Origin of the sequence: Granulicella arctica (genome assembly GCF_025685605.1) — a bacterium.
Taxonomy (GTDB): Bacteria; Acidobacteriota; Terriglobia; order Terriglobales; family Acidobacteriaceae; genus Edaphobacter; species Edaphobacter arcticus.
This window is the reverse complement of record NZ_JAGTUT010000001.1, coordinates 3873110-3895800: the sequence shown is the minus strand read 5'-3', so window position 1 is coordinate 3895800 and position 22691 is coordinate 3873110. Positions and strand designations below refer to the sequence as shown.

Here is a 22691-nt window from a genome sequence, read left to right as displayed (position 1 = left end):
GCTGCATGACTACCTCCCTCACCTTATCCGAGCTGGCGGATCACCTCGGTGCCGAGCTTCGCGGAGACCCTGCTGCCGTCATCACAGGAATTTCCGGCATCGAGACTGCCAGCGCCGGACATCTCACCTTCGTCGCGAACATCAAATATGCATCCCTGGCCCGCACGACGCGTGCGACTGCAATCCTGGTAGAACCCAGCTTCGCCGAGATCCCAGCCGCCACACTTCGCCTGAAGAATCCCTACCTCGCCTTTGCTCGAGCCATTGAACTCTTCTACACACCGCCCCTGTACGCTCCCGGCATCCATCCGACAGCGGTCATCGCTCCCACAGCAAGCATCGGCAAGGATGTCCACATAGGGCCCTACGCTGTCGTCTCTGACCACGTCGTTCTGGGCGACCACGCAGTCCTTCTCCCGCATGTTGTTCTCTACCCGCATGTTGTCGTAGGAAGCCACTTCTTCGCGCATGCCCACGTAATCGTCAGGGAGCATTGTCGCTTAGGTGACCATGTCACCTTGCAGAACGGCGTGGTTGTCGGTGCCGACGGCTTCGGCTTTGCCAAGCAGGCCGACGGCACCTGGTACAAAATCCTGCAATCGGGCCACGCAGTCCTGGAAGACAATGTAGAAATCCAGGCAAACGCCTGTGTCGACCGAGCCTCCATCGGCGAGACCCGTATCCAGGCCGGGGCCAAGATCGACAACCTCGTCCAGGTCGGACATGGTTCTACAGTGGGCCGCAACACGCTGCTCTGTGCGCAGGTAGGCTTGGCCGGATCGAGCACGATCGGGCAGAACGTCATTCTCGCGGGACAGGTCGGCGTCGCCGGCCATTGCATCATCGGAGATGGCGTCATCGCGACCGCGCAAAGCGGCATCCCGAACGATGTCGCTCCCGGGAAGGTCGTCAGCGGCTACCCTGCGGTCGACAATCGCAAGTGGCTCCGATCTGTAGCATTGTTTAACCGCTTACCTGAACTCCTTCGCGCTATCCGCAGTCCTGATAGCTCCAAAATGTAACTTGCTGAAGCACCAGCCACGCCTTATCCTGTTTCGCAAGATCATCGGATATACAACGCAGAACTGCCATTCCGATTCGAACGCAATGAGGTATAGGCATGATCGTTGACCCGACAGATCAGATCGATCAGCTTGAGCTTGCAGCCCCTATGCCGCTACGGCTTCTTCTGCTCGATGATGAGGCCGTAAACCTGATGCTGCGAGCGACCATCCTTCGCAAGCATGGTTATGACTGCATTCCCGCCTCGACCTACGAAGATGCCATTGAACTATTCGACAGGATAGATATTGCCGTGCTCGACTACCACCTTGGTGCAGGAAAGTTTGGAAGTGAAGTCGCCACACTTCTGAGAAAAAGGCACCCCGAGATCCCGATCATCATCGTTTCGGCCACGCTCGATCATTACTTCGGCGGTGTCGAAGATGTACATCTTCTGAAGGGCTACAGTTCCACAGAAGATCTGCTCGGCGCTCTGAGATCGCTCGACGCAAAACGCCGCGGTTCGCCTGTCTTCGTCGATCCCAGTCAATTCTTTTACTCCCGCATCTGTCGCGTGTCCGGCGCCAAGGCTCTGGTCCAGATCTTCGACGCACAAGGACTCTGGGTCTACTGCAATGAAGCCGCAGCGGACTATCTGGGCCGCCATCGAGACTGGTTCCCCGGCCGCAACATCCAGTCCGAGATGGGTCATATCCTCCGCAACTGGCAGAAGGTCGTTCTCGATGTCGTCGCGCGGCGCGAGACGTACATAGACGGCTCCCGACAGGGCCTTCTCAACTTCCCTCATCCCGCAAGCGCCGATGCAACCTGGAGCGTCCTTGCCTACCCGATCGCCCTTCACGATGGCGAGCCGGGCGTGATGCTCTCGGCCACCGTCCTGGACTCGCCGCGGTCACCCAAATCTTAGCTGCACCTCACCATCCTGATACCCTAAAGCTTCATGCGCCTTCAATGCCTCTTCGCATCTGCGATCGCGCTGCTCGCGCTCGCTGGTTGCCACTCCGCCTTCATCGACGCGACGGTCAGCAATCACACCGCCCTGCCTATCCCGCTCATCGAAGTGGACTATCCCACTGCCAGCTTCGGCACCGAGAATCTCGCCCCCGGCAAAGACTTTCACTATCGCTTCAAAGTGCTCGGCGACGGACCCATGAAGGTCGTCTATACCGAGAGCGGCCAACAGGAAAAACACCTTACCGGACCCGGCCTGCGCGAAGGCGACGAAGGTCCACTCCTCATCACCTTCTCTCCCGATGGAGTGCACTGGCAACTGCCGCCGTCCAAACACTAGGCTGTCTGCCGGTTGTTGGGTGCGGCTTCCCTGCTTGCGATAAACTTCACCTATGCCGCGTGGTTTCTTTATCACCTTCGAAGGCCTTGACGGCTCAGGCAAGACCACGCAACTCCGTCGCCTCGCTACATCGCTCACCGCCGAAGGCCACCAGGTCGTCACGCTGCGCCAGCCCGGTGGAACCGCCCTCGGCGACCGCATCCGCAACGTCCTGCTCGATTCCCGCTCCGAGGCATCTCTCGGCCCCATTGACCCCATCGCCGAGTTGACGCTGATGTTCGCCGATCGCGCCCAGGCTATCGCCGAAGTGATCGTGCCGGCGCTCGCTGCCGGTGCCATCGTCCTCTGCGACCGCTTCACCGACTCGTCCGAGGCCTACCAGGGCGGTGGCCGTCAGCTTGGCAGCCAACGCGTCCTTGCCATGCACGACGCCGTCTGCGGAGGCCTCCAGCCCGATCTCACACTTCTTCTCCTGCCGCCGCTTGAGGCCTCCCTCGCCCGCGCTCGTCGCCGCAATCAACGAAGCGCTCAAACGCACGGCACCGATGAAAACCGCTTCGAACGCGAGTCCGATGAGTTCTATCGGCGCATCTACACCGCCTACTGCGAGATCGCCCAGCGGGATACAGGCCGCGTCGTTCCGATCACCCAGGATCAGGGCGTTGAAGACATTCAGCGCATCATCCTCGACATCGTCCAGCAGAAGCTCGCACCACTCACTGTCACCTCCTAGCCACCCCTCGAACCATTTGCCGCGCTCACGGTGTCTATTCACCTAAGGACGCATTCCTCGCAGATGCGCACCAGATCCGCTTCACCCGGAGGGTGCCTTATGTTTGAGGACAGTCTTTTCGAATCGACGCAGCACGTCAACAACACACGCAACGGATGGACAGCTGTAGCTTCGATAACAGCCCAAAGCCTCATCGCTTCGCTGCTTATCATCCTTCCTCTGCTCCATACCGAGCAACTCCCGGACCGCACCCCACAATCAGCAGTCCTGCTCCCGCTCGCCACCGTGCCGCCAGTTCCCCGCACCATCGTCCAGCGGGCCTCTACCGCCCTCGCATCCACGGTACCTACACTCACCAGGATCTTTGAAGCACCCAGACGCACCCCGGGCCGGATTGACGAGTCGCCTTCGCCTGATCTTTCGGCGACCAGCTTCAGCACAATGGAAGGATCGAGCCCGATCGGTGGGGCTCTGACAAGTAGCGCAGTCGCATCGCCTCTCGTGGTTGCCGCAATCCCTCAGGGCAAGCCGAAGCCGATGCGCGTCTCAGGCGGCGTCGTAGCCGGGCTTCTGCAAACGCCGATTCGGCCAGTCTATCCGGCGATTGCCAAAGCGGCAGGTGTTCAGGGAGTAGTCGTTGTCGAAGCAGTGATCTCGAAGACCGGCAGTATAGAAAGTCTGCACGTCACCAGCGGTTTACCGATGTTGCAGTCTGCTGCCATCGATGCCATTCGATCGGCGCATTATCAGCCGTTCCTGCTCAATGGCACACCGATCGAGGTCCAGACCACCATTACCGTCAACTTCCAGCTAGGCGGCTGACGCACCTAGATTGCCGAGACAAGCTTCGACGTGACCGTAGACACAAGCGGCGCAGGCTCAACATAATCTTCGAGCGGGTAACCCAGGTACTTCCAACCATCGAAGCCCTCGTGTAACGGCCGAACGCGATGCACGCCAAGCTTCTGCAACTGCAGCGCAACCTTCGCGCTCGTCTCCTCATTTGGACATGTGCAGTACAAAATGACATCGCGATCGCGGGGAATCTCGCCCTGACGTTTTGCGATCTCGTTCGGTCCAATCCGAATTGCTCCGGGGAGCACCCTCGGGTCAGGCAGGTAGTCGAGAGGATGCCGTAGATCGATGATAAAAGGAGCAATATTACCCGCAGCTTCCGCCGTGTCCATCATCTCCTTCAGTTCGGTCGGTTGCAGCACCATCGCCCGTACCTGGATCAGGAACCTACGTTGCTTGAAGACGCGGTACCCCATAAACCCAAGCACCATGATCACAAAGAGTGCGAACGCGAAGTGGCTGAGCATGTGGAAGAACGGCGCGCTCTTCTGTGCAAGGTCCCCAAAGAATCGGCCCGCAAGCAGGTACGCCTCCGCCCAGATAATGGAACCGGCAAGGTCGTAAAGAAAAAATCGCCCATACGGCATTCCGGTCTGTCCCGCAATCGGAGCCGATACGGTTGAAAGTCCGGGCACGAACTTTGCAAACAGCAGCGTCACCGGACCGCGCCGCGTAAAGTAGCCTTCTGTCTTCGCCACACACGTCGAAGCCTCCAGCGAAAGGCGGCAAAGCAGCCGAAGGATGCTTCCGCCGTAGCGACGTCCAAGCATGTACCAGACACTGTCCGCGAGCATGCAGGCCGCCAGCACAACCAGCAACGCATAGGAGGCATGTACCTTATGCGTCGCACTCAACGTTCCTGCCGTCAACAGCACAGGGATGCTCGGGATCGGGATCCCAAGCTGCTCCACCAGCACCCAGAGAAAGAGGATGACGTAGGCATATTGCACGAAGAATGCGAGTGCTATCGGCATAGGGTTCTTCTGTCGGCTGCATGTCGACTGATAGTGAATAGATGATAGTACGAGCCGCTGCGATTCGCTTGCCTTAACGCAGAAGAGCCCGACCTGTTGTAGGCCGGGCACTTATACCTGTCGACTAACGAACTGCCTACTCAGGAATTACGAGCGGCATCTCGATCAGGTGCTGTCCAATAAACCAGGACTGCAACTCATTCGGGCGAAGAATGTCCGAGACCGCCAGATCATTCGTACCCTGATCGCCTGCCTTGTCAGCCGCCTCAGAAAGATCGAGGCACCCCTTGATGATGATCTTGTGCGCTTCGAGAAGACGCGAAATCTGTACCGGAACCTCTTCCTTACCGCGGGGAGGACGCGGAACCTGCGTGACTTCAGCCACATCGCCGCCCATCGCAATCGTCACGCCACCGAGCAACTGGATGCGCTCGGCAATCGTATCCACCATGTCGACCTGCTCCTCAAAGTGCTTGTCGAAGAGAAGGTGGAGCTGGTAGAACGTCGGTCCACCTACCTGCCAATGGTGCTTCTTGTACATATCGCGGATGGCGATGGAATCTGCGAGCAGCTGGTTCAGCTTGCCAACCATCTCCGCACGAACCTTCTCATCGAGAGGATGCGGCAGGTCCTTCGTGACCTCGCCGTACTTTTGAATCTCTCGTGCCTTCGCATGCCAATGCGGCGTAGTCAAATCCTTCACTTCAGACTTCTTGATCGAAATTGCCATAAATACCTCGCTGAACGTTTATACCAGTCAATACGATGCTTCCCCTGAGGAGGTGGTTACCCTCAGGGGACACCGCAACTGTCGATTACTTAACAGCTACCTCAGGCGTGACCGAGAAGCCCGGACGAAGCTTGTAGTCGCCGTTTTCCTGCTGCAGGTTTGTAAAGTCGATGCGCACCGGAATACGCTGTACCACCTTCACATAATTACCCGTAGCGTTCTCGGGTGGAAAGAGCGACAGCCGCGAACCCGTAGCGCCGCCGACCTGCGTCACCTTACCAGAGAACTTGCGACCGCCAAGCGCATCGACCTTCAGGGTCACATTCTGCCCCACATTCATCTTGTCGAGCTGCGTCTCCTTGAAGTTCGCCGTCACCCAGAGGTTCGTCAGAGGAACGATCGTCAGCAGATCCTGCCCGACACTCAGATTCGCGCCCACCACAACGTTCTTCTTGCTGATGACGCCAGAACTCGGTGCCGTAATGTGCGCATAGCTCAGGTTCAGCAATGCCTGATCCACCTGCGCCTGTGCCTGTTTTACCTGGGCCAGTTGAGAATTTGCCTGCGCCTGTTGTGCACGAACCTGCTGCGGTCCGTTCTTCTGGGACTGGGCAGCCGTTGAGCGGGCCTGCGCCAGCTTCTCTACAGCCTGCGATACCGCCGCCTGCTGAGCCAGCACCATTGCTTCCGAATCCAGCACAGCCGCAGTGTTGCCAGCATCTGCCGCAACCGCTGCGTCGAACTGCTGCTTCGAGATCACGTCCTTTTGAACCAGAGGCGTATACCGCTCCACATCCAGCCGCGACTTGATCGCGTTCGCCTTAGCCTGGTCAACTCGAGCCGCAGCTGCCTGCTCCTGCTTCTGAGACTGCGCGATCGCCGCCTGCGCACTCAATACATCACTACCGGTGGTACTGGTCGACGTCCGCGTGTTGATGCTGGTAATCGGCACCGAAACATCAGCCTGGATATACGCAGCCTGTGCGCTCGCCAACCTTGCCTGTGCCTGCTCCAGCGCAACCTGGTAGTCCCGAGGATCGATATCCGCAATCGGTGCCCCGACCTCGACCCGCTGGTTGTCCTCAACGTAGACCTTGATCACCTGCCCGGCAATACGCGAGCTGATCTGGTACAGGTCGCCATCGACCTGCGCATCGTCCGTGTCCTCTGAGAACGTGGAGTGCCAGTAGAACAGCCCCGCAATCAGCACCAGCAGTACGACCACCGCAATGATGATGAACCGGCGTCGCGACTTCTTCGCAGGCGGCTCTGCCTCATTGTTGTTGTCATCCTGCTTCTTGCCGTCGTCAGCCTTCTTCTCGCCGCCCTGGCCGCCGTCTTTCTGCTTAATCTGGACAGTCCCGCTGATCTCCGCTGTCTGCTGCCCGTCCTGATTCTGTTCCGGTTGATCTGCCACGGTTACTTTCCTCCCAGATAATCTTTGTAATTTGTCTGCGCGATTCCCAATGCACGCGCCAGCGATAGCTTCGCCACGTTGTGCTGATAGAGTGCGCTGATGTATTGATCGTTGGCCTGCTCGGTCTGCGACTGAGCCTGCGAGACTGGCAGGTTATCCGAAACGCCAGCCCTGAAGCGCTGCTGCGCCTCGCTGAGCGCCTCATTGGCAAGGTCGACGTTCGATTGCGTCACCTCAACCAGCTTTGCCGCCGACTTGATGTCCAGAATGCTGTCCCGAATATCCGCATTCACCTGCTGAATCTGGTCCGAGTACCGCGATCGCGCCGTATCGAAAGCCGCAGCGGCAACCTGCTCGTCCCCACGCGTCTTCGCAATCTGCAGGATCGGCACACTGACCGTACCCGTAGCCGTGTACGTGCTGTGCGAATGGCCGACCGTCGTACCCTGGTCGCCAAAATCGCCGCTGGCCACAGCCGTAGGAAGCTGCTGCGTCCAGGCCGCTGTCTTCTGCGCCTTCGCCGCCTTCAACTGCTCCGCCGCCGCCGCAAGATCCTTCCGACCCTTCAGCGCCTGGTCAAACGCGGCCTCCGGATCGATGGTGTCGAGAGACTGATATGGCTCCGAGTCAACCAGCCGGTACTTCTGATCCAGCGGCAGACCGATCGTCCGTGCCAGCGCCAGCATCGCCTTAGCCAGATCGTTCGTCGTTGAAATCAACGTCTGCTGCTCGTTCTGGTAGTCCACCTGGGCCCGCAGGGCATCCAGCTTGGGGCTTGTGCCGGCATCATGCGCCGCCACCGCCTGGTCAAGCGATACCTTCGACGTAGCCAACTCCGCCTGGACCGCCGTGATGCGAGCCTGATCCGCGATGCACAACAGATAGGCATTGCCGACCGTCAGCACCACCATGTCCTTGGCATCCTGCGCCGTCAGCTTCGCCGCCTCAAAGCTATGCTTCGCCGAAATATAGCTCTGTAGCGCTGGAACGTTCACCAGGTTCTGCGTCAGGTAAGCCCGAAAATCGATCACCTGAAAGGGTCCGATGATCGGGTTAAGTCCTGGAAACTTGATGCCCTCAGCCGCAAGGTTGATCTGCTCAACGCTATAGCTGGCAGCCGCGTTGACCGTCGGCAACAGAGCCTGAAGCTGCTCCAGTCGCGCGCCGTTCGCATTCTTCTGCGAAGCCGTCTGCAGGATTAAGCCCAGGTTTGTCCGAAGACCGCGCTGGATCGCCTCATCGAGCGAAAGGTCCAACACACCATCCGTGGCCTTGCCTTCGATCAAGCTACCCTTGAAGGAATCCGACGTAACCTGGGAGCCATTCTGCCCCGAGGCATTGGCCAACTGACCCTGCGCCGCAGGAATCTGCGCATTGATCCCGGAGGCGGTAGGCGGCGCCGTCGAAGACGAGCTGCCGCCCTGCCCGTAAGCCCGACCCGCCGCGAAGAAGATAAGCCCCAGCGAGACACACGCCAGGCGAGAACTCCACGCTTCTTTTCTTTGCGTCATAACGATAATGGTACCTGTACCTCGGTTGTATGCACGAACACCCTGACCTCCGCAGACCTGCAATCCATCCTGCGGGCTTGCGCGTCAAACGTCCGGTACTCAATCTGATGCACGTCCTCCGATTGATTCTTCAAAAAAATGCCTCAACATCGCTACACTGCATCGCCACGCTCCTGATCCGCCATCTTCAAACGTAGCCAAAGCCCTGATTCCCGTTACTAATACGTTTCAACCCTGTCCCAACATGCGCCTTTCTGGATACACTTCTCCAGCAGGTCCCAACAGGTCCAGCAGCTATAGAGGAGTAGGACACCGTATGTTTTTAGGCATCGACGTAGGCACCGGCGGAACGCGCGCCATCGTAATCAACCGAGATGGCACCGTCCTCGCCTCCCATGCCATAGATCATGCCCCCATCAGTTCCCCTGAGATCGGCTGGGCCGAGCAGGACCCGGACGACTGGTGGCGCGCCGCACAAGGTGCCATCCGCGGCGCACTCACCCAGGCCAACGTCCCCATCGAAGCCGTCGGCCTCACCGGCCAGATGCACGGCTGCGTCATGCTCGACGACTCCGGCGCCGTCCTTCGTCCCGCCCTCATCTGGTGCGATCAGCGCACCCAGCCCCAGTGCGACTGGCTCACCGAGAAGATCGGCTTCGACCGCCTCATCGAACTCACCGCCAACCCCGCGCTCCCCAACTTCACCCTCACCAAGCTCCTCTGGGTCCGCCAGCACGAACCAGAAACCTTCGCCAAAATCCGACACGTCCTCTGCCCCAAGGACTACGTCCGCTTCCGCATGACCGGCGAATATGCCATCGACATGCAGGAGGCCTCAGGCACCCTGCTCCTCGACGTAGCCCACCGCCGCTGGTCCGAAGAGGTGGCCGAGGCAGCAGGCATTCCCATGGCGTGGCTACCCCGACTCTTCGAAGGCCCCGAAATCTGCGCCCACATCAACGCAGCAGGATCGGCCGCCACCGGCATTCCCGTCGGCATCCCCGTAGCCGCAGGCTCAGGCGACCAAGGCGCAGGAGCTGTCGGCATGGGCATCCTCAAGCCCGGCACCGTCTCCGCCACCATTGGGACCTCCGGCGTAGTCTTCGCCTCTACAGATAAACCAACGATGGATCGCCTCGGCCGCCTCCATACCTTCTGCCACGCCGCACCGGGCCTCTGGCACGTCATGGGCGTCACCAACGGAGCCGGTCTCAGCCTCCGCTACTTCCGCGACACCTTCACCCCGACCGACACCTACGACGACCTCCTTAATTTGGCCGAAAACGTTCCAGCAGGATCAGCCGGACTCTTCTGGACGCCCTACCTCTTCGGCGAACGCACCCCCCACCTCGACGCCAAGGCCCGCGCCGCCTTCGTAGGCATTACCGCCTCCCACACCCGTGGACACTTCGTCCGGGCCATCCTCGAAGGCGTAGCCTTCAGCCTCCGCGACACCCTCACCCTCTTCGCCGACCTCCAGATCCCCGTCAACGAGATCCGCCTCGGCGGTGGCGGCGCACGCGGCAAGCTCTGGCGGCAGATCCAGGCCGACGTCTACGGCCAATCCGTAGGCCGCCTCGAAGCCGAAGAGGGCGGAGCTTTCGGAGCCGCCCTCCTCGCAGGAACCGGCATCGGCGCATGGCCTACTGTAGAAGCAGCCTGCGCCGCCACCGTCCGCGTAGCCGAAACCACCCCGCCAGCAAGTGCCGAACTCATGACCGCCGCCTACACCGAATATCAGAAGATCTACCCCGCCCTGAAATCAATAGGCCGCTCATAATCACTCTTCACAACCACAAACCATCAGGCGCCCCATCCTTTCGCAGCAATTTCGCGAAAGGGTGGGATAGTAAAATCCACGCCACCGTCTTAAGCTCTACACCAGCATCACCATTCCGATCCCAAAGCACTATCCTTAAATCCATTCATCTGCACTGATCCGTGTTAAGCCTTCACCGTCAGTCGCTCACACTTTCCAAGTGCTAACATGGCCAAACTCATGTCCACGCCCATCGAAACTGTTGTCATCGGCTTCGGCCTCGCAGGCCGCGTCTTCCACGCACCCTTCGTCAGCGCCGTCCCCGGCCTGCGCCTCAACGGCATTGTTCAGCGCAAGGGCGACAAGGCCAGCAAAGCTTATCCAGAAGCCCGCATCCTTCGCTCCGTCGAAGAAGCCCTCGCCGACAACACCGTCCAGCTGGTCGTCGTAGGCACCCCCAATGAGACCCACTTCGCCCTCGCGAAACAGGCTCTCGAAGCAGGCAAGCACGTCGTCATCGACAAGCCCTTCGCCTCCACCAGCGACGAAGCCCGCGAACTCATCACCCTCGCCGCCCGGAAGAATGTCATCCTCGCTCCCTTCCACAACCGCCGCTGGGACGGCGACTTCCTCACCGTCCGCAAGCTCCTCGCCGAGCAGGCTGTAGGCCGTCTCGTCACCTTCGAGTCCCACTTCGACCGCTTCCGCCCCCTACCCCGCGAAGGCACGTGGAAGGAGTCCTCAAACCCTGCCAACGGCCTCCTGATGGACCTCGCCCCGCACCTCGTCGACCAGGTCTTGGCCCTCTTCGGCACCCCCGAAGCCATCACCGCCAGCGTCCGTAAAGACCGCGATAATACCGACATCGAGGACGCCTTCGACATCACCCTGCACTATCCCCGCCTCCTTGCCATGTGCCGCTCCAGCATGATCGCTGCGGACGCCTCGCCCCGCTTCCTCCTACACGGCACCCGCGGCAGCTACAAAAAGTTCGGCCTCGACCCCCAGGAACCCACCCTCCTCTCTGGCGCCCAAGTCCCACCCATCGGCATGGGCGACTGGCTCTCCGAAGACAAAGCCCACTGGGGCACCCTTACCATCGCGCCCGACCCGGCCCAGCCCGCCACTCTGACCCGCACCACCATCGAAACCGAGCCCGGCGACTACCGCAACTTCTACGCCAGCGTACGCGACGCCATCAACGGCACCGCCCCCCTCGCCGTCCCCACCGAAGAGGGCTACCGCGTCATCAAACTCCTCGAACTAGCCCGCGAGAGTTCAGCCCAGGGCCGCACCATCCCTGCCAACTTCTAGCAAGTACGAGCCGCAAACTTGTCATCCTGAGCAAAGCCGAAGGACCTGCATCTGCCCTTGCGCTTACCTTTTTAGCTGTCATTTCTGAAGGGAACCTGCGTTTACCCTTTTCTTATCCCCCGCAAAGAGGATCAGCAAACGTATCGAGACCACGACACGTCGCTTTAAAATCCCTAACTAAAAACGCACCTTTCGCGCAACCATCGCTTAGCCGCACTTCGGTGGGAGCGCAGGGCTTCAGCCCCGCGAATATCTCCGCCAACAAATCGGCTTCACCCCGGGCTGCCCGCCAAGAAAAGTGGCCTACTAGTTCCACCCCACTTGATACACTTAACTTATAGGGACAAATAAATCACAAACAGCCACGAGAGCTAACCTGCTTAGAATGAATACTTTGCCTGCAACCCTTGCATCTTGAATACTTTACGTTGACTTGGTGCCGCAACTGTTTCAAAACAAACACCTTAGAGTCCACCCCAAACTGAAAAACTTAGCCGCCCTGACCATAAGTAGCCGCCGCTCCATGCTTGCGGAAGTAGTGCCGATCCAGAAGCGCCTGTGAAACGCCAAGATGTCCCGGCACCAGCGTGAGCGTCTTATAGGCCATCTTCGCCACAGCTTCGAGCACCACCGCATTGTGAGCCGCGTCATCCGGCGTCTTGCCCCAGCAGAACGGTGCATGACCAGCCACCAGCACCGCCGGCACAGCCAATGGATCGATGCAGTTGCGCTTGAAGTGGTCCACAATCGCCAGCCCCGTCTCGTGTACGTAGCGGCCGCCGATCGCCTCATCCGTCAGATCTGGCGTACACGGCACCGGCCCATAGAAGTAGTCGGCATGGGTCGTCCCCAGTGGAGGGATCGCCATCCCCGCCTGCGCAAAGCTCGTCGCGTACTCCGAGTGCGTATGCACCACCGCACCGATCGTCAGGAACTCGCGATACAGCAGCGTATGGGTATCCAGATCGGACGAGGGCCGGAAGCTGCCATCCACAATCTTCCCGTGGAGATCGGTCACCACCATATGCTCCGGTCGTAGGTCGTCATAATCGACGCCAGAGGGCTTGATGACCACCAGCCCCTGCTCGCGATCGACGCCCGACGCGTTGCCAAAGGTGTAAAGCACAAGGCCACGCTTCACCAGTTCAAGATTCGCTTCAAGGACGGAGGTGCGGAGTTCTTCGAGGAGCATAAAAGCAGGATACATCGAGTAAAGTAGCACTATGGAACTGGAATCGAAGGAGCATCCGTTGCCGGCGCAAGCGTTGCCGGCAGGATTTGTCTGGGGTGCCGTCAAGGCCGGAATCAAGGCCAGTGGGAATCTGGATCTAGCCGTAGCCTTCGCCCCCAAAGGTGCCGTCGGCGCGGCGATGTTCACAAAGAATCAGGTCGTAGCAGCCCCGGTCATCGTCGGTAGACGCCACCTTCAAGCCACAGGCGGCCGAGTCTCCGCCGTCCTCGTCAACGCCGGTAACGCCAACTGCGCCACAGGCGATGTCGGCATCGCAGCCTGCACCGCAACCTGCGTCGCCGCAGCCGAGCAGCTTGGCTGCATCTTCGACGAAGTCTTCCCTTCCTCGACGGGTATCATCGGCGTCCCGTTTCCATCCGGCAAGGTCATCGCCGCGTTACCTGAAGCAACCGCAGCCCTCGGCACCACCTCAGCGCACGCCGAGTTCTTCGCCCGCGCCATCATGACGACCGACACGAAGATGAAGGTGGCCCGCGCCGTCATCGACGTCGGCGGCACAGAAGTCCGCCTCTTCGGCACCGCCAAGGGCGCAGGCATGATCCACCCGCAGCTAGGGCCGCCACACGCGACCATGCTCGTCTACCTCTTCACCGACGTCATCGCCGACGCCGCTCAGCTTCAGGCGCTCCTCGCACCAGCCGCCGAAAAGAGCTTCAACAGCATCTCCATCGACGGCGACACCTCGACCAACGACACCGTGCTCCTCCTCGCCAGCGGAGCAAGCGGTATTGCTCTCGACGCCCAGGTTGGTGAAGCCTTCGTCTCCGCGCTCCAACTGGTCTGCGACTCGCTCGCTCACCAGATCGTCGACGACGGCGAAGGCGTCAGCCATGTCGTCAAGCTCCACATCACCGGGGCCCGCACAGCAGCCGAAGCGAAGACCGTCGCCAAGGCCATCGCCCACTCGCCGCTCTGCAAGACGGCCTGGTCGAGCGCGGACCCGAACTGGGGCCGCCTCATGGCCGCAGCCGGTTACTCCGGCGTAGAGTTCGATCCTGCCCTCGTCACAATCGCGATCGGCGGCCTGCCCGTCTTCGCCGCCGGCATGCGCTCGCCCTACTTCGACGAGGCAGCGACCCATGAGGTCATGCTCCAACGCGAGTACACCATCCACCTTGACCTTGGCCTGGGAACGGAAGAGTCCACCTTCCTCACCTGCGACCTGACCGCTGAGTACGTCCGCATCAATGCGGACTACTCCTCCTAATATCTGCTCGGGGAGACCTTATCTACGCCTCCATCATCGTCGCCATCCTCACCCTGATCGCACTCTCCGCCATCTACGGCGTCGGATCGCTCTTCTTCATCTGGTGGGATGGCGGCGCACTGCGGAGGATTCTGATCGTTCTGGCTATCCTCACCCTGGCGTGTGCAGCCATTTACGCCCATGACCGCGACCTTCTGCCGAAGCCTCACAGCTCCGTCACCAAGGCAACGTGACGTTTCCCGTTCAGACGATTATCTTTAGAGTGTTGGTTACAGGGGTATAACGACTGCTTATGACGACGAAGACTGAACTTTCCGCCAAGATCGATTTTTCCGCAGAGATGTCCGAGTGGATTGAGGCGTTCGACGATGTTGTCGCCGCAGATTGGGAGAACGGCACCGAACTCCTGAACGCCCTCCGCCAGCGTGCTCGCGAGGCAGGCGTTCCGACCCCAGGCGAGGTGACTACGCCCTATCGCAACACCATCGCGAAGCATGACGAAGTTCCCTACCCCGGCGACCGCAACCTGGAACGCCGCGTCGAAGCGCTGATCCGCTGGAACGCTATGGCGATGGTTCACCGCCAGAACAAGAAGGACGCCGGCATTGGCGGTCACATCTCCACCTACTCCTCGCTCGCCACGTTGCTTGAAGTCGGCTTTAACCACTTCTTTCACGCCAAGTACGGTGAACAGCCTGGCGACTTCATCTATTTTCAAGGCCACGCCTCACCCGGTGTCTATGCCCGCGCCTTCCTCGAAGGTCGTTTCGACGAATCACGTCTCGGCAACTTCCGCCACGAGCTCCGCGGCGAGCCAGGCCTAAGTTCCTACCCGCATCCCTGGCTGATGTCCGACTTCTGGAACTTCCCTACCGTCTCCATGGGAATCGGTCCGCTGAATGCTATCTACCAGGCCCGCTTCATGCGGTACCTTGAAAACCGCAACCTCATCGAGAAGACCGACCGTAAGATCTGGGCCTTCGTAGGCGACGGCGAAACGGACGAGGTCGACACCCTCGGCGCCATCTCACTCGGTGCCCGCGAGAAGCTCGACAACCTGATCTTCGTCGTCAACTGCAACCTGCAGCGCCTCGATGGTCCCGTTCGCGGCAACAAGCGCATCATCGATGAACTCGAAGGCGTCTTCCTCGGCGCTGGCTGGAACGTCATCAAGGTCATCTGGGGCTCCGATTGGGATGCCCTCTTCGAGCGCGACCACACCGGCCTGCTTCTTCGCCGGATGGAGGAGTGCGTCGATGGCGACTACCAGACCTTCAAGGCAAAGGACGGCGCGTACCTTCGCGAGCACTTCTTCGGCAAATATCCCGAGTTGCTTGAACTGGTGAAGGACTACACCGATGACCAGCTCATCACTCTCCATCGCGGCGGCCACGACCCCGCCAAGATCTACAACGCCTATAAGCGTGCGATCGAGCATAAGGGTGGTCCGACCGTTATCCTCGCCAAGACCGTCAAGGGTTACGGCCTCGGCTCCGCGCAGGCCCGCAACGCGACCCACTCCGAAAAGAAGCTTGCAGACGATGGCCTCGCTGCCTTCGTGAAGCGCTTCGACATTCCGATTCCCGAGCAGGCCGCCAAGGACGGAGCTTTCTACCGTCCTGAGCAGAGCGCTCCCGAGATCGTCTACATGCAGGAGCGCCGTAAGGAGCTTGGCGGGTACCTACCCTCCCGCACCGTTCCGAAGCGCGACTTCAGGGCACCCGGGCTGGACTTCTTTACCGACTGGCTGGGCGGCTCAAAGGGTCGCGCCGTCTCGACCACCATGGGCTTTGTTAACATGCTGAACGCCCTGCTAAAGAATCCGGTGATCGGCAAGCTGATCGTGCCCATCGTCCCCGACGAGGGCCGCACCTTTGGCTTCGAGTCTGTCATGAAGGCCGTCGGTATCTACGCACCCGAAGGCCAGAAGTACACGCCGCACGACGCCGACATGCTGCTGCGCTACTCCGAGAAGAAGGATGGACAGATTCTCGAAGAGGGCATCACCGAAGCAGGCTCGATGGCCAGCTTCACCGCCGCCGGCACAGCGTACTCAAACTACAACGTCCCGACGATTCCCTTCTATATGTACTACTCGATGTTCGGCTTCCAGCGTATCGGCGACATGGTCTGGGCCTTCGCCGACTCACGCGGCAAGGGCTTCCTGATGGGCGGAACCGCTGGCCGTACGACGATGCTTGGCGAAGGGCTCCAACATCAGGATGGCCACAGCCACGTCCTCTCAAGTACAGTCCCAACCTGCGTCAGCTACGATCCGGCCTTCGTCTACGAACTGGCTGTAGTCGTTCAGGATGGTATCCGTCGCATGTATCAGGATGGCGAGGACGTCTTCTACTACATCACCATGTACAACGAAGACTATGCCATGCCGCCGATGCCGGAGGGTGTCACAGAAGGCATCCTCAAGGGCCTCTACAAACTTCGCTCCTCGACCGGTGGAGAAGCTGTGGCGCAGCTCTTTGGCAGCGGTCCAATTCTCAACGAAGTGCTTGAAGCGCAAACCATCCTCTCCGAGAAGTATGGCGTGCAGACCGATGTCTGGAGTGTTCCAAGCTATACCGAGGTGCGCCGTGAAGCGCTTGCGGTCGAGCGATGGAACCGCCTGCACCCCGCCGAAAAAGAGCGTCAGAGCTATCTTCAGGCCATGCTCAGCGGCACGACAGGCCCAATCATCGCTGCGAGCGATTACATGAAGTCGATTCCGGACACGCTGGCACCCTGGCTACCCGGTCGCCTGGTGACCCTCGGAACGGACGGCTTTGGGCGTTCAGACAACCGCGAACACCTCCGCCGTCACTTCGAAGTCAACGCTGCATCGATCGTAGGCGCGACCCTCTCGAAGCTCGCTCGCGAGGGTAAGTTCAAGCCGAAGGCAGCCCAGAAGGCTTTCGTCGACCTCGGTCTTGACACCGAAGCCATCGATCCGGCTCGCGCCTAAGCACCTCATCCGCGAGGCCACCGCAATCGTGGCGGCCTCGTCTTCTCTTAGTTCGCAACAAAGATAGTCCGAGGCATCATGGGTGAGATGGTAGGCAGCAAGCGCGCAGCGGGAGATACGACTCCGCAGGAAAGCCCGCTCGTCCCGAACAGGAAGATGCAGCGCATGTACCAGGGCATCATCGAATCCCGAATGCTCGAAGAGCTTCTTCGCAAGCGATACAAAAAGGCGAAGCTTGGAAGCTCATACGGCCAGGAGGCCTGCAGAAATGCTGCCCTGATTGACCTCGAGCCGGGCGATCTGGTCAGCGACCTTCCGGAGAGCCTAACCGCAGCGTTCCTTCTGGGTGCGGAACCCGGCACCATCATCGAAAACATCGTTCAGAAAAAATCTGCAACGTCGAAAAGTTCTTTCCCTGCAAGTCTTCTGCCGCCCATCGGCGATACAGCCGAACGATTGCATGTAGCGCTTGGCGCTGCGCTGACCTTGAAGCGCCTCAGCCCCTCCCGCATACTCGTGGTCTTTGTAGAGGCTGGCGAGGTAAAGCCATCGACTTTGAAACACACCCTGCACTTCGCTGCCCAGCAGGAATTGCCGATGCTCTTCGTCGTTCTTCCCCAGCCAACGTCAAAGGTGACGAGCAAGGTCGTTCGCAAGGCACTGAGCCCTAGTGCTCGGTCTACATCGCTCGGTGTAGCGGGCATTCCGGTCGATGCAAGTGACGCGGTCGCCCTCTACCGCGTTGTGCAGGAGTCGATCGGGCGCGCTCGTTCCGGTGGCGGCCCCGCCCTGATGGAATGCACTCACCTACTGCTCGAAGGCAAAAAGAAGAGCCTGGTCTCTGATCCGGCAGCGGCCATGGGGCGTACGCTTCTGGACCGGCAGATCTGCAATCAGGGCTGGCTTGACAGCGTCCGTTCAGGCTTTCAGGTTGTTCTTAAGGCGCTGTAAGCCAGGGACTGCGATACCACTCTCAGCACCAATGTGCAGAAACCGTGTCTGGTGCGGAAGAACGCGGTTTACACTAGAGGTACTAATCAGGACAGGGTCTGAGGTGCAAGTGCGTCCAGGAATTTTAGCGACTATAGCCGGTTTGACGATGTTTGCTCTCTCGTCAGCCATGGCCCAGACTGCCCCTGCTCCTTCAGCGCCCATCCCGACGACACAGTCGCCTGATGTAACCCCCTCTCGGCCGCCATACGATCCCAATCTTATTCCGACGCCACCCGCTGCACCGGTGGCTCAACCGGCGCCCCCGCCGGTGATCGTCCGCGAGCCCAAGGCCGCCGGTCAGCCGAAGTATACGCAGTCCGAGATCTATACCGCCTACGAGCCCTATGGCCCCTACGGTCCCCATAACGTTGAGGACATGGACGGTCACTTTGGCTCTTCCTACATCCCCGTCGATAGTTGGATCTATCCAGAGATGATGCGTCTCTACGGCATGGGCTACATTGACACAGCTTTTCTCGCGATGCGACCCTGGACGCGTCTCAGCGTCGTTCATATGCTGCGGCAGTCGCAGGATTCGATTCTCGGCGGCGACAATCAGGAGGCACAGGAGATTCTCGCCGTGCTCCTTCGCGAGTTGACCGACGAACTACCAACCGGCAATATACCCCGCGGCGCAGTCTACGGAGCGCAATCGGTATACACCCGCATGATGGGGATCGGTGGAACACCCCTTCGCGATAGCTATCACCTCGGTCAGACCATCATCAACGACTATGGGCGGCCCTATCAAAAGGGCTTCAATAACGTCACAGGTTTTTCAAGCCTCAACGAGTGGAGCCGATTCTCGCTGCATGTTAGGGCTGAGTACCAGCACGCACCCTCCGCAGCTGGCTATTCGCCGACACTCTCAGCCTATGTTTCCTCAAGAGATGAGGTACCTTACTCGGGCTTCAATCTAAACCAGGATACGGTTCCCTCCGGTCCGATCGCTGCACAGAATCCTTTCCGCATCGTTGAAGCGACGCTCTCTTTCCACCTGGCCGGGCACGAGTTCTCCGGCGGCAAGACCGACGCCTGGATCGGCCCCGGAATGGGCGGCGGCATGTCATGGTCGAACAACGCTGAAAACATCTACGCCTTCCGCATCAACCGGGTTGAGCCGTTGCACATTCCCCTCGTCTCCCGCGTACTGGGGCCCATCCGGTACGACTTCTTCATGGGCAGTCTGAAGGGTCACACTTACCCAAACCACCCATGGGCTCACTCGGAAACTTTAGAGTTTGCCCCCACTGCAAACTTCCAGTTTGGCTTTCAGCGAACCATCGTCTTCGGCGGTGCTGGACATGAGCCGGTAAACTTCCACACCTTCATCAAGGGCTTTTTCGATGTGAACGATACGACCGAGGCTGAGAAGTTCTCCCGCGATGATCCCGGCGCGCGCTTCAGTTCCTTCAACTTCTCGTACAGGCTTCCCTTACTCAGAAACTATGCAACCTTCTACGCCGACTCGGAGACGCACGATGACGTGCTGCCCATCTCCGCTCCACGTCGCGCCGGCTATCGCACTGGCCTCTACATCTCGCATTTTCCCGTTATCAAGAAGCTCGACCTCAGGGCCGAAGCAGTTTCAACCGATTGCTCAACGCTTGCCTGCACGCAGGGCGGAGCTCAATACACGGAGACAGTTCAGCGGCAGGCCTACACCAACAAGGGTCTTCTGCTCGGCGACTGGATCGGCCGCGAGGCGAAGGGCGGACAGGCATGGGTGACCTATCACCTATCAGGCAATGAGTGGGTCCAGTTCTCTTATCTGAACAAGAAAACACCGTACGACTTTATAGCTGGCGGAACAACACAGAATCAATTCACCGCAAGCGTTGTTAAGCGCATCGGCAAAGATCTCGAAGTCAATGGCTGGGTACAGGTTGAGCGATGGAAGGCCCCCGTCTATCTACCAGGTCTTCAGAGCAACACCACCGCTGCCGTTCAGTTCACCTGGTACCCCAAGCTTCACACGACACCTGGCAAGCAATAGAAATCAGGACGGAGAGGCTTGGCAAGCCATCCGTCCTGATCGCCAACTACCTCTCAATTAACCGTTGACGCACGCCTGAAAGTAAGCCAATGACTTCTCTAGTCCCTGTCGAAGTTTGATCTTTGGCTCCCACCCAAGGAGCGTTCGTGCGCGCGTGATGTCGGGACGCCGCCGTGCCGGGTCATCCTGCGGTAGCGGCTTGCGCACGATCTCGCTCTTCGATCCCGTCACTGCAAGGACCTCTTTCGCGCACTCCAGAATCGTCCACTCGACAGGATTGCCGACATTGACCGGCAGGTGCTCTCCCGAGCGCGATAGCTTGACGATCCCATCGATCAAGTCGGATACATAGCAGAAACTGCGCGTCTGCGAGCCGTCGCCATAGATTGTGAGCGGCTGACCCTGAAGCGCCTGGATCATGAAGTTCGAGATAACGCGCCCGTCATTTGCCTGGAGCCGCGGACCATACGTGTTGAAGATCCGCACGAGGTGCGTGTTTACCTTGTAGTAGCGGTTGTAGGCAGTCACGGTCGCTTCAGAAAAGCGCTTCGCCTCATCGTATACGGACCGGGGACCGATCGGGTTCACATTCCCCCAGTACGTCTCAACCTGCGGATGCACCTCGGGATCGCCATAGCATTCGGACGTCGACGCGTGCAGATAGCCAGCGCTGTACTTCTTGGCAATCTCAAGCGTATTCACGGTGCCCGTCGAACCGACGAGTAGTGTCTCCGGTCCCAGCCGGTCATAATCTACCGGGCTTGCAGGTGAAGCAAAGTTAAAGACGTAGTCTACCGCTCCAACGTCGAAGGGCTGGCAAATATCCTTCTCCTCAAAGCTGAAGCGCGACTCCCCCGCTAAATGCGCGAGATTCGCTGGATTGCCGGTACACAGGTTATCGACACCGATGACGGAATGACCTTCGGCAAGCAGTAGATCAGAAAGGTGGGAGCCCAGGAAGCCCGCAGCACCAGTAACAAGAATTCTCTGAGTCATTGTTTTCCTCTAGTTGTCTCGCAAAGTTTGTACTTACTTATATCTACGCAAGCAGAACGACTCTGGATGATCGATCCAACAACTTGCGAGACTAGCGCCTCACCCTTGGCTTCCTGCCGGACCTCGACCATGCTTGATGTGGTAGGCAGCAGGGCGACCAACGCTCAGGTAAGTAAAGCCATGTTGAATCATTACAGCAGGATCGTAGAGATTACGGCCATCAATAACGATTGGGTAGCGAAGTGTTGTGTTGAGGCGATCGAGGTCAATCTGTCCAAACTCAACCCAGTCCGTCAGGATCAGAAGCGCATCGGCATCATTGGCAGCATCGAAAACGTCCGTTGCATAGCGTAGCTGCGGACCTGCAGGAAGTTCCTGCTCGGTACGCTTCATAGCGGCTGGATCGAACGCTGCTATCGAGCAGCCTTCGCCGATTAGCATCTCGACCAGATCAATCGCTGGCGACTCGCGAATGTCGTCCGTCTCTCCCTTGAAGGCAAGTCCGAGCACCGCAAGGCGTTTGCCGCGCAGCGTCCAAAGTGCAGACCGCACCTTGTTTAAGAATCGCTTCTTCTGACTCGCATTAATCTTCTCGACTTCATTCAGAAGGCTAAAGTCAATCCCCATTTGCTCGGCGACCGAGCGGAACGCTGCCACATCCTTAGGAAAGCAGGAACCGCCATAACCGATCCCGGGTCGCAAGAACTTGGGTCCGATTCGACTATCGAGTCCGATGCCACGCGCTACCTGCTCCACATTGGCGTCAGTTGCCTCGCACAGATTCGAGACAGCATTAATAAACGAAATCTTGACCGCAAGGAATGCGTTCGACGCATGCTTGATAATCTCGGCGCTTTTAGTGGACGTATTCAGAAGCGGAGGCGGAGCGTCGACACTGCAGACTCCGGCAATGTGGCCCTCTTGCTTGTAGTAACTTCCAGTCGTCAACGGAGCATAGATTCCGTTCAACACTGCGGCTGCCCGTTCACTATCAGCACCGACCACGATCCGGTCCGGATGCAGAAAATCTGCAACTGCCGTTCCCTCTCGCAGGAACTCCGGGTTCGAGACGACGTCAAACAGCTCCCGCGCTACGCCATTACGTTCGATGGCCCGGCGAATCCACTCATTGGTATAAACCGGTACCGTGCTCTTCTCAACGATTACCTTGTAACTGGTAAGCGAGCGTGCAATCTCGCACGCAACCGCCTCTACATAGGAGAGGTCCGCATCGCCCGTTTCGCTCTGCGGCGTTCCCACCGCTATAAAAATCGCCTCACATTCCCGCGTCGCCTCTGCAAGGTCAGTCGTAAAGCGCACCCGCGTGTTTCGGTAACGCTCCAGCAACTCGGGCAGGTAGTTCTCGTGGATGAGCGTGTCACCACCTCGCAGAGCAGCGACCTTGCGCTCATCGTTGTCGACGCAGATTACCTGGTGACCCATCTCTGCGAAGCAAACGGCGGCGACAAGACCGACGTACCCGGATCCTACAACTGCAATCGAAATATTCTGACTCATAGCGTTTAGGTAGGATTCCCTTAGGGTGATTTATCGATCGGACTAACTATTTTCCGGCTTGCTTTCTTGATTCTATTCGAGTCACATCTCAATAGGATGCGCAGGAGCGGGAATGACGATGGTTACTAAAGCTAGTATTTCGTTTCCCCCAGTAGTCCCCGTC

General features: G+C 59.1%; 19 protein-coding genes. 11 read left to right on the top strand and 8 right to left on the bottom strand.

Annotation, left to right across the window (positions count from 1 at the left end):
- Window positions 1-5 precede the first annotated feature (5 nt).
- The 5 genes from lpxD (at window position 6) to OHL20_RS16640 (ending at window position 3869) form a co-directional block, all read left to right on the top strand.
- The gene (lpxD, locus tag OHL20_RS16660; RefSeq protein ID WP_263384303.1) at window positions 6-1022 is read left to right on the top strand and encodes a UDP-3-O-(3-hydroxymyristoyl)glucosamine N-acyltransferase; all 1017 of its coding nucleotides are present in this window, start codon (window positions 6-8) and stop codon (window positions 1020-1022) included.
- A gap of 98 nt (window positions 1023-1120) precedes the next feature.
- The gene (locus OHL20_RS16655) at window positions 1121-1930 is read left to right on the top strand and encodes a response regulator (RefSeq protein ID WP_263384302.1); all 810 of its coding nucleotides are present in this window, start codon (window positions 1121-1123) and stop codon (window positions 1928-1930) included.
- Between the two features lie 33 nt (window positions 1931-1963).
- Entirely contained in the window at window positions 1964-2314 is a 351-nt protein-coding gene (locus tag OHL20_RS16650) for a hypothetical protein (RefSeq protein WP_263384301.1), read from the top strand.
- 52 nt (window positions 2315-2366) lie between these two features.
- Entirely contained in the window at window positions 2367-3047 is a 681-nt protein-coding gene (gene tmk, locus OHL20_RS16645; RefSeq protein WP_263384300.1) for a dTMP kinase, read from the top strand.
- 99 nt (window positions 3048-3146) lie between these two features.
- Window positions 3147-3869, top strand: a complete 723-nt coding sequence (locus OHL20_RS16640; protein WP_263384299.1) for an energy transducer TonB — start codon at window positions 3147-3149, stop codon at window positions 3867-3869.
- 5 nt (window positions 3870-3874) lie between these two features.
- On the opposite strand, the gene OHL20_RS16635 is transcribed toward OHL20_RS16640, so the two are convergent.
- The 4 genes from OHL20_RS16635 to OHL20_RS16620 form a co-directional block, all read right to left on the bottom strand.
- Window positions 3875-4876, bottom strand: a complete 1002-nt coding sequence (locus tag OHL20_RS16635) for a VTT domain-containing protein (RefSeq protein ID WP_263384298.1) — start codon at window positions 4874-4876, stop codon at window positions 3875-3877.
- A gap of 136 nt (window positions 4877-5012) precedes the next feature.
- Complete coding sequence (locus OHL20_RS16630; RefSeq protein ID WP_263384297.1) at window positions 5013-5606, bottom strand: Dps family protein; 594 nt, start codon at window positions 5604-5606, stop codon at window positions 5013-5015.
- Between the two features lie 85 nt (window positions 5607-5691).
- Window positions 5692-7023, bottom strand: a complete 1332-nt coding sequence (locus tag OHL20_RS16625) for an HlyD family secretion protein (protein WP_263384296.1) — start codon at window positions 7021-7023, stop codon at window positions 5692-5694.
- Between the two features lie 2 nt (window positions 7024-7025).
- Window positions 7026-8534: a TolC family protein gene (locus OHL20_RS16620; RefSeq protein ID WP_263384295.1), complete on the bottom strand. Its 1509-nt coding sequence runs from the start codon at window positions 8532-8534 to the stop codon at window positions 7026-7028.
- A 316-nt stretch (window positions 8535-8850) separates the two neighbouring features.
- On the opposite strand from OHL20_RS16620, the gene xylB reads away from it, so the two are divergent.
- Window positions 8851-10314, top strand: a complete 1464-nt coding sequence (xylB, locus tag OHL20_RS16615; protein WP_263384294.1) for a xylulokinase — start codon at window positions 8851-8853, stop codon at window positions 10312-10314.
- A gap of 207 nt (window positions 10315-10521) precedes the next feature.
- A complete protein-coding gene (locus OHL20_RS16610; protein ID WP_263384293.1) occupies window positions 10522-11607 on the top strand; it encodes an oxidoreductase in 1086 nt (361 codons plus the stop codon).
- Between the two features lie 490 nt (window positions 11608-12097).
- Here the strand turns inward: OHL20_RS16610 and OHL20_RS16605 are convergent, their stop codons facing one another.
- Entirely contained in the window at window positions 12098-12799 is a 702-nt protein-coding gene (locus OHL20_RS16605) for an L-ribulose-5-phosphate 4-epimerase (RefSeq protein ID WP_263384292.1), read from the bottom strand.
- Window positions 12800-12830: 31 nt separating this feature from the next.
- Between OHL20_RS16605 and argJ the strand changes: the two genes are divergently transcribed.
- Window positions 12831-14066, top strand: a complete 1236-nt coding sequence (gene argJ / locus OHL20_RS16600; protein ID WP_263384291.1) for a bifunctional glutamate N-acetyltransferase/amino-acid acetyltransferase ArgJ — start codon at window positions 12831-12833, stop codon at window positions 14064-14066.
- On the opposite strand, the gene OHL20_RS16595 is transcribed toward argJ, so the two are convergent.
- Window positions 14063-14248 (bottom strand): hypothetical protein, encoded by a 186-nt coding sequence (locus OHL20_RS16595; protein ID WP_263384290.1) that lies wholly within the window; start codon window positions 14246-14248, stop codon window positions 14063-14065. The two genes, argJ and OHL20_RS16595, sit on opposite strands and share 4 nt — an antisense overlap.
- Before the next feature lie 110 nt (window positions 14249-14358).
- Between OHL20_RS16595 and aceE the strand changes: the two genes are divergently transcribed.
- From aceE to OHL20_RS16580, 3 genes are all read left to right on the top strand, one after another.
- A complete protein-coding gene (aceE, locus tag OHL20_RS16590) occupies window positions 14359-17025 on the top strand; it encodes a pyruvate dehydrogenase (acetyl-transferring), homodimeric type (protein WP_263384289.1) in 2667 nt (888 codons plus the stop codon).
- Window positions 17026-17103: 78 nt separating this feature from the next.
- Window positions 17104-17976: a thiamine pyrophosphate-dependent enzyme gene (locus tag OHL20_RS16585; RefSeq protein ID WP_263384288.1), complete on the top strand. Its 873-nt coding sequence runs from the start codon at window positions 17104-17106 to the stop codon at window positions 17974-17976.
- A 148-nt stretch (window positions 17977-18124) separates the two neighbouring features.
- Window positions 18125-20014, top strand: coding sequence for a capsule assembly Wzi family protein (locus OHL20_RS16580; RefSeq protein WP_263384287.1), 1890 nt, complete (start codon window positions 18125-18127; stop codon window positions 20012-20014).
- Between the two features lie 57 nt (window positions 20015-20071).
- On the opposite strand, the gene OHL20_RS16575 is transcribed toward OHL20_RS16580, so the two are convergent.
- Window positions 20072-21010, bottom strand: coding sequence for a UDP-glucuronic acid decarboxylase family protein (locus OHL20_RS16575; protein ID WP_263384286.1), 939 nt, complete (start codon window positions 21008-21010; stop codon window positions 20072-20074).
- Between the two features lie 99 nt (window positions 21011-21109).
- Complete coding sequence (locus OHL20_RS16570) at window positions 21110-22528, bottom strand: UDP-glucose dehydrogenase family protein (protein ID WP_263384285.1); 1419 nt, start codon at window positions 22526-22528, stop codon at window positions 21110-21112.
- Window positions 22529-22691: the final 163 nt, after the last annotated feature.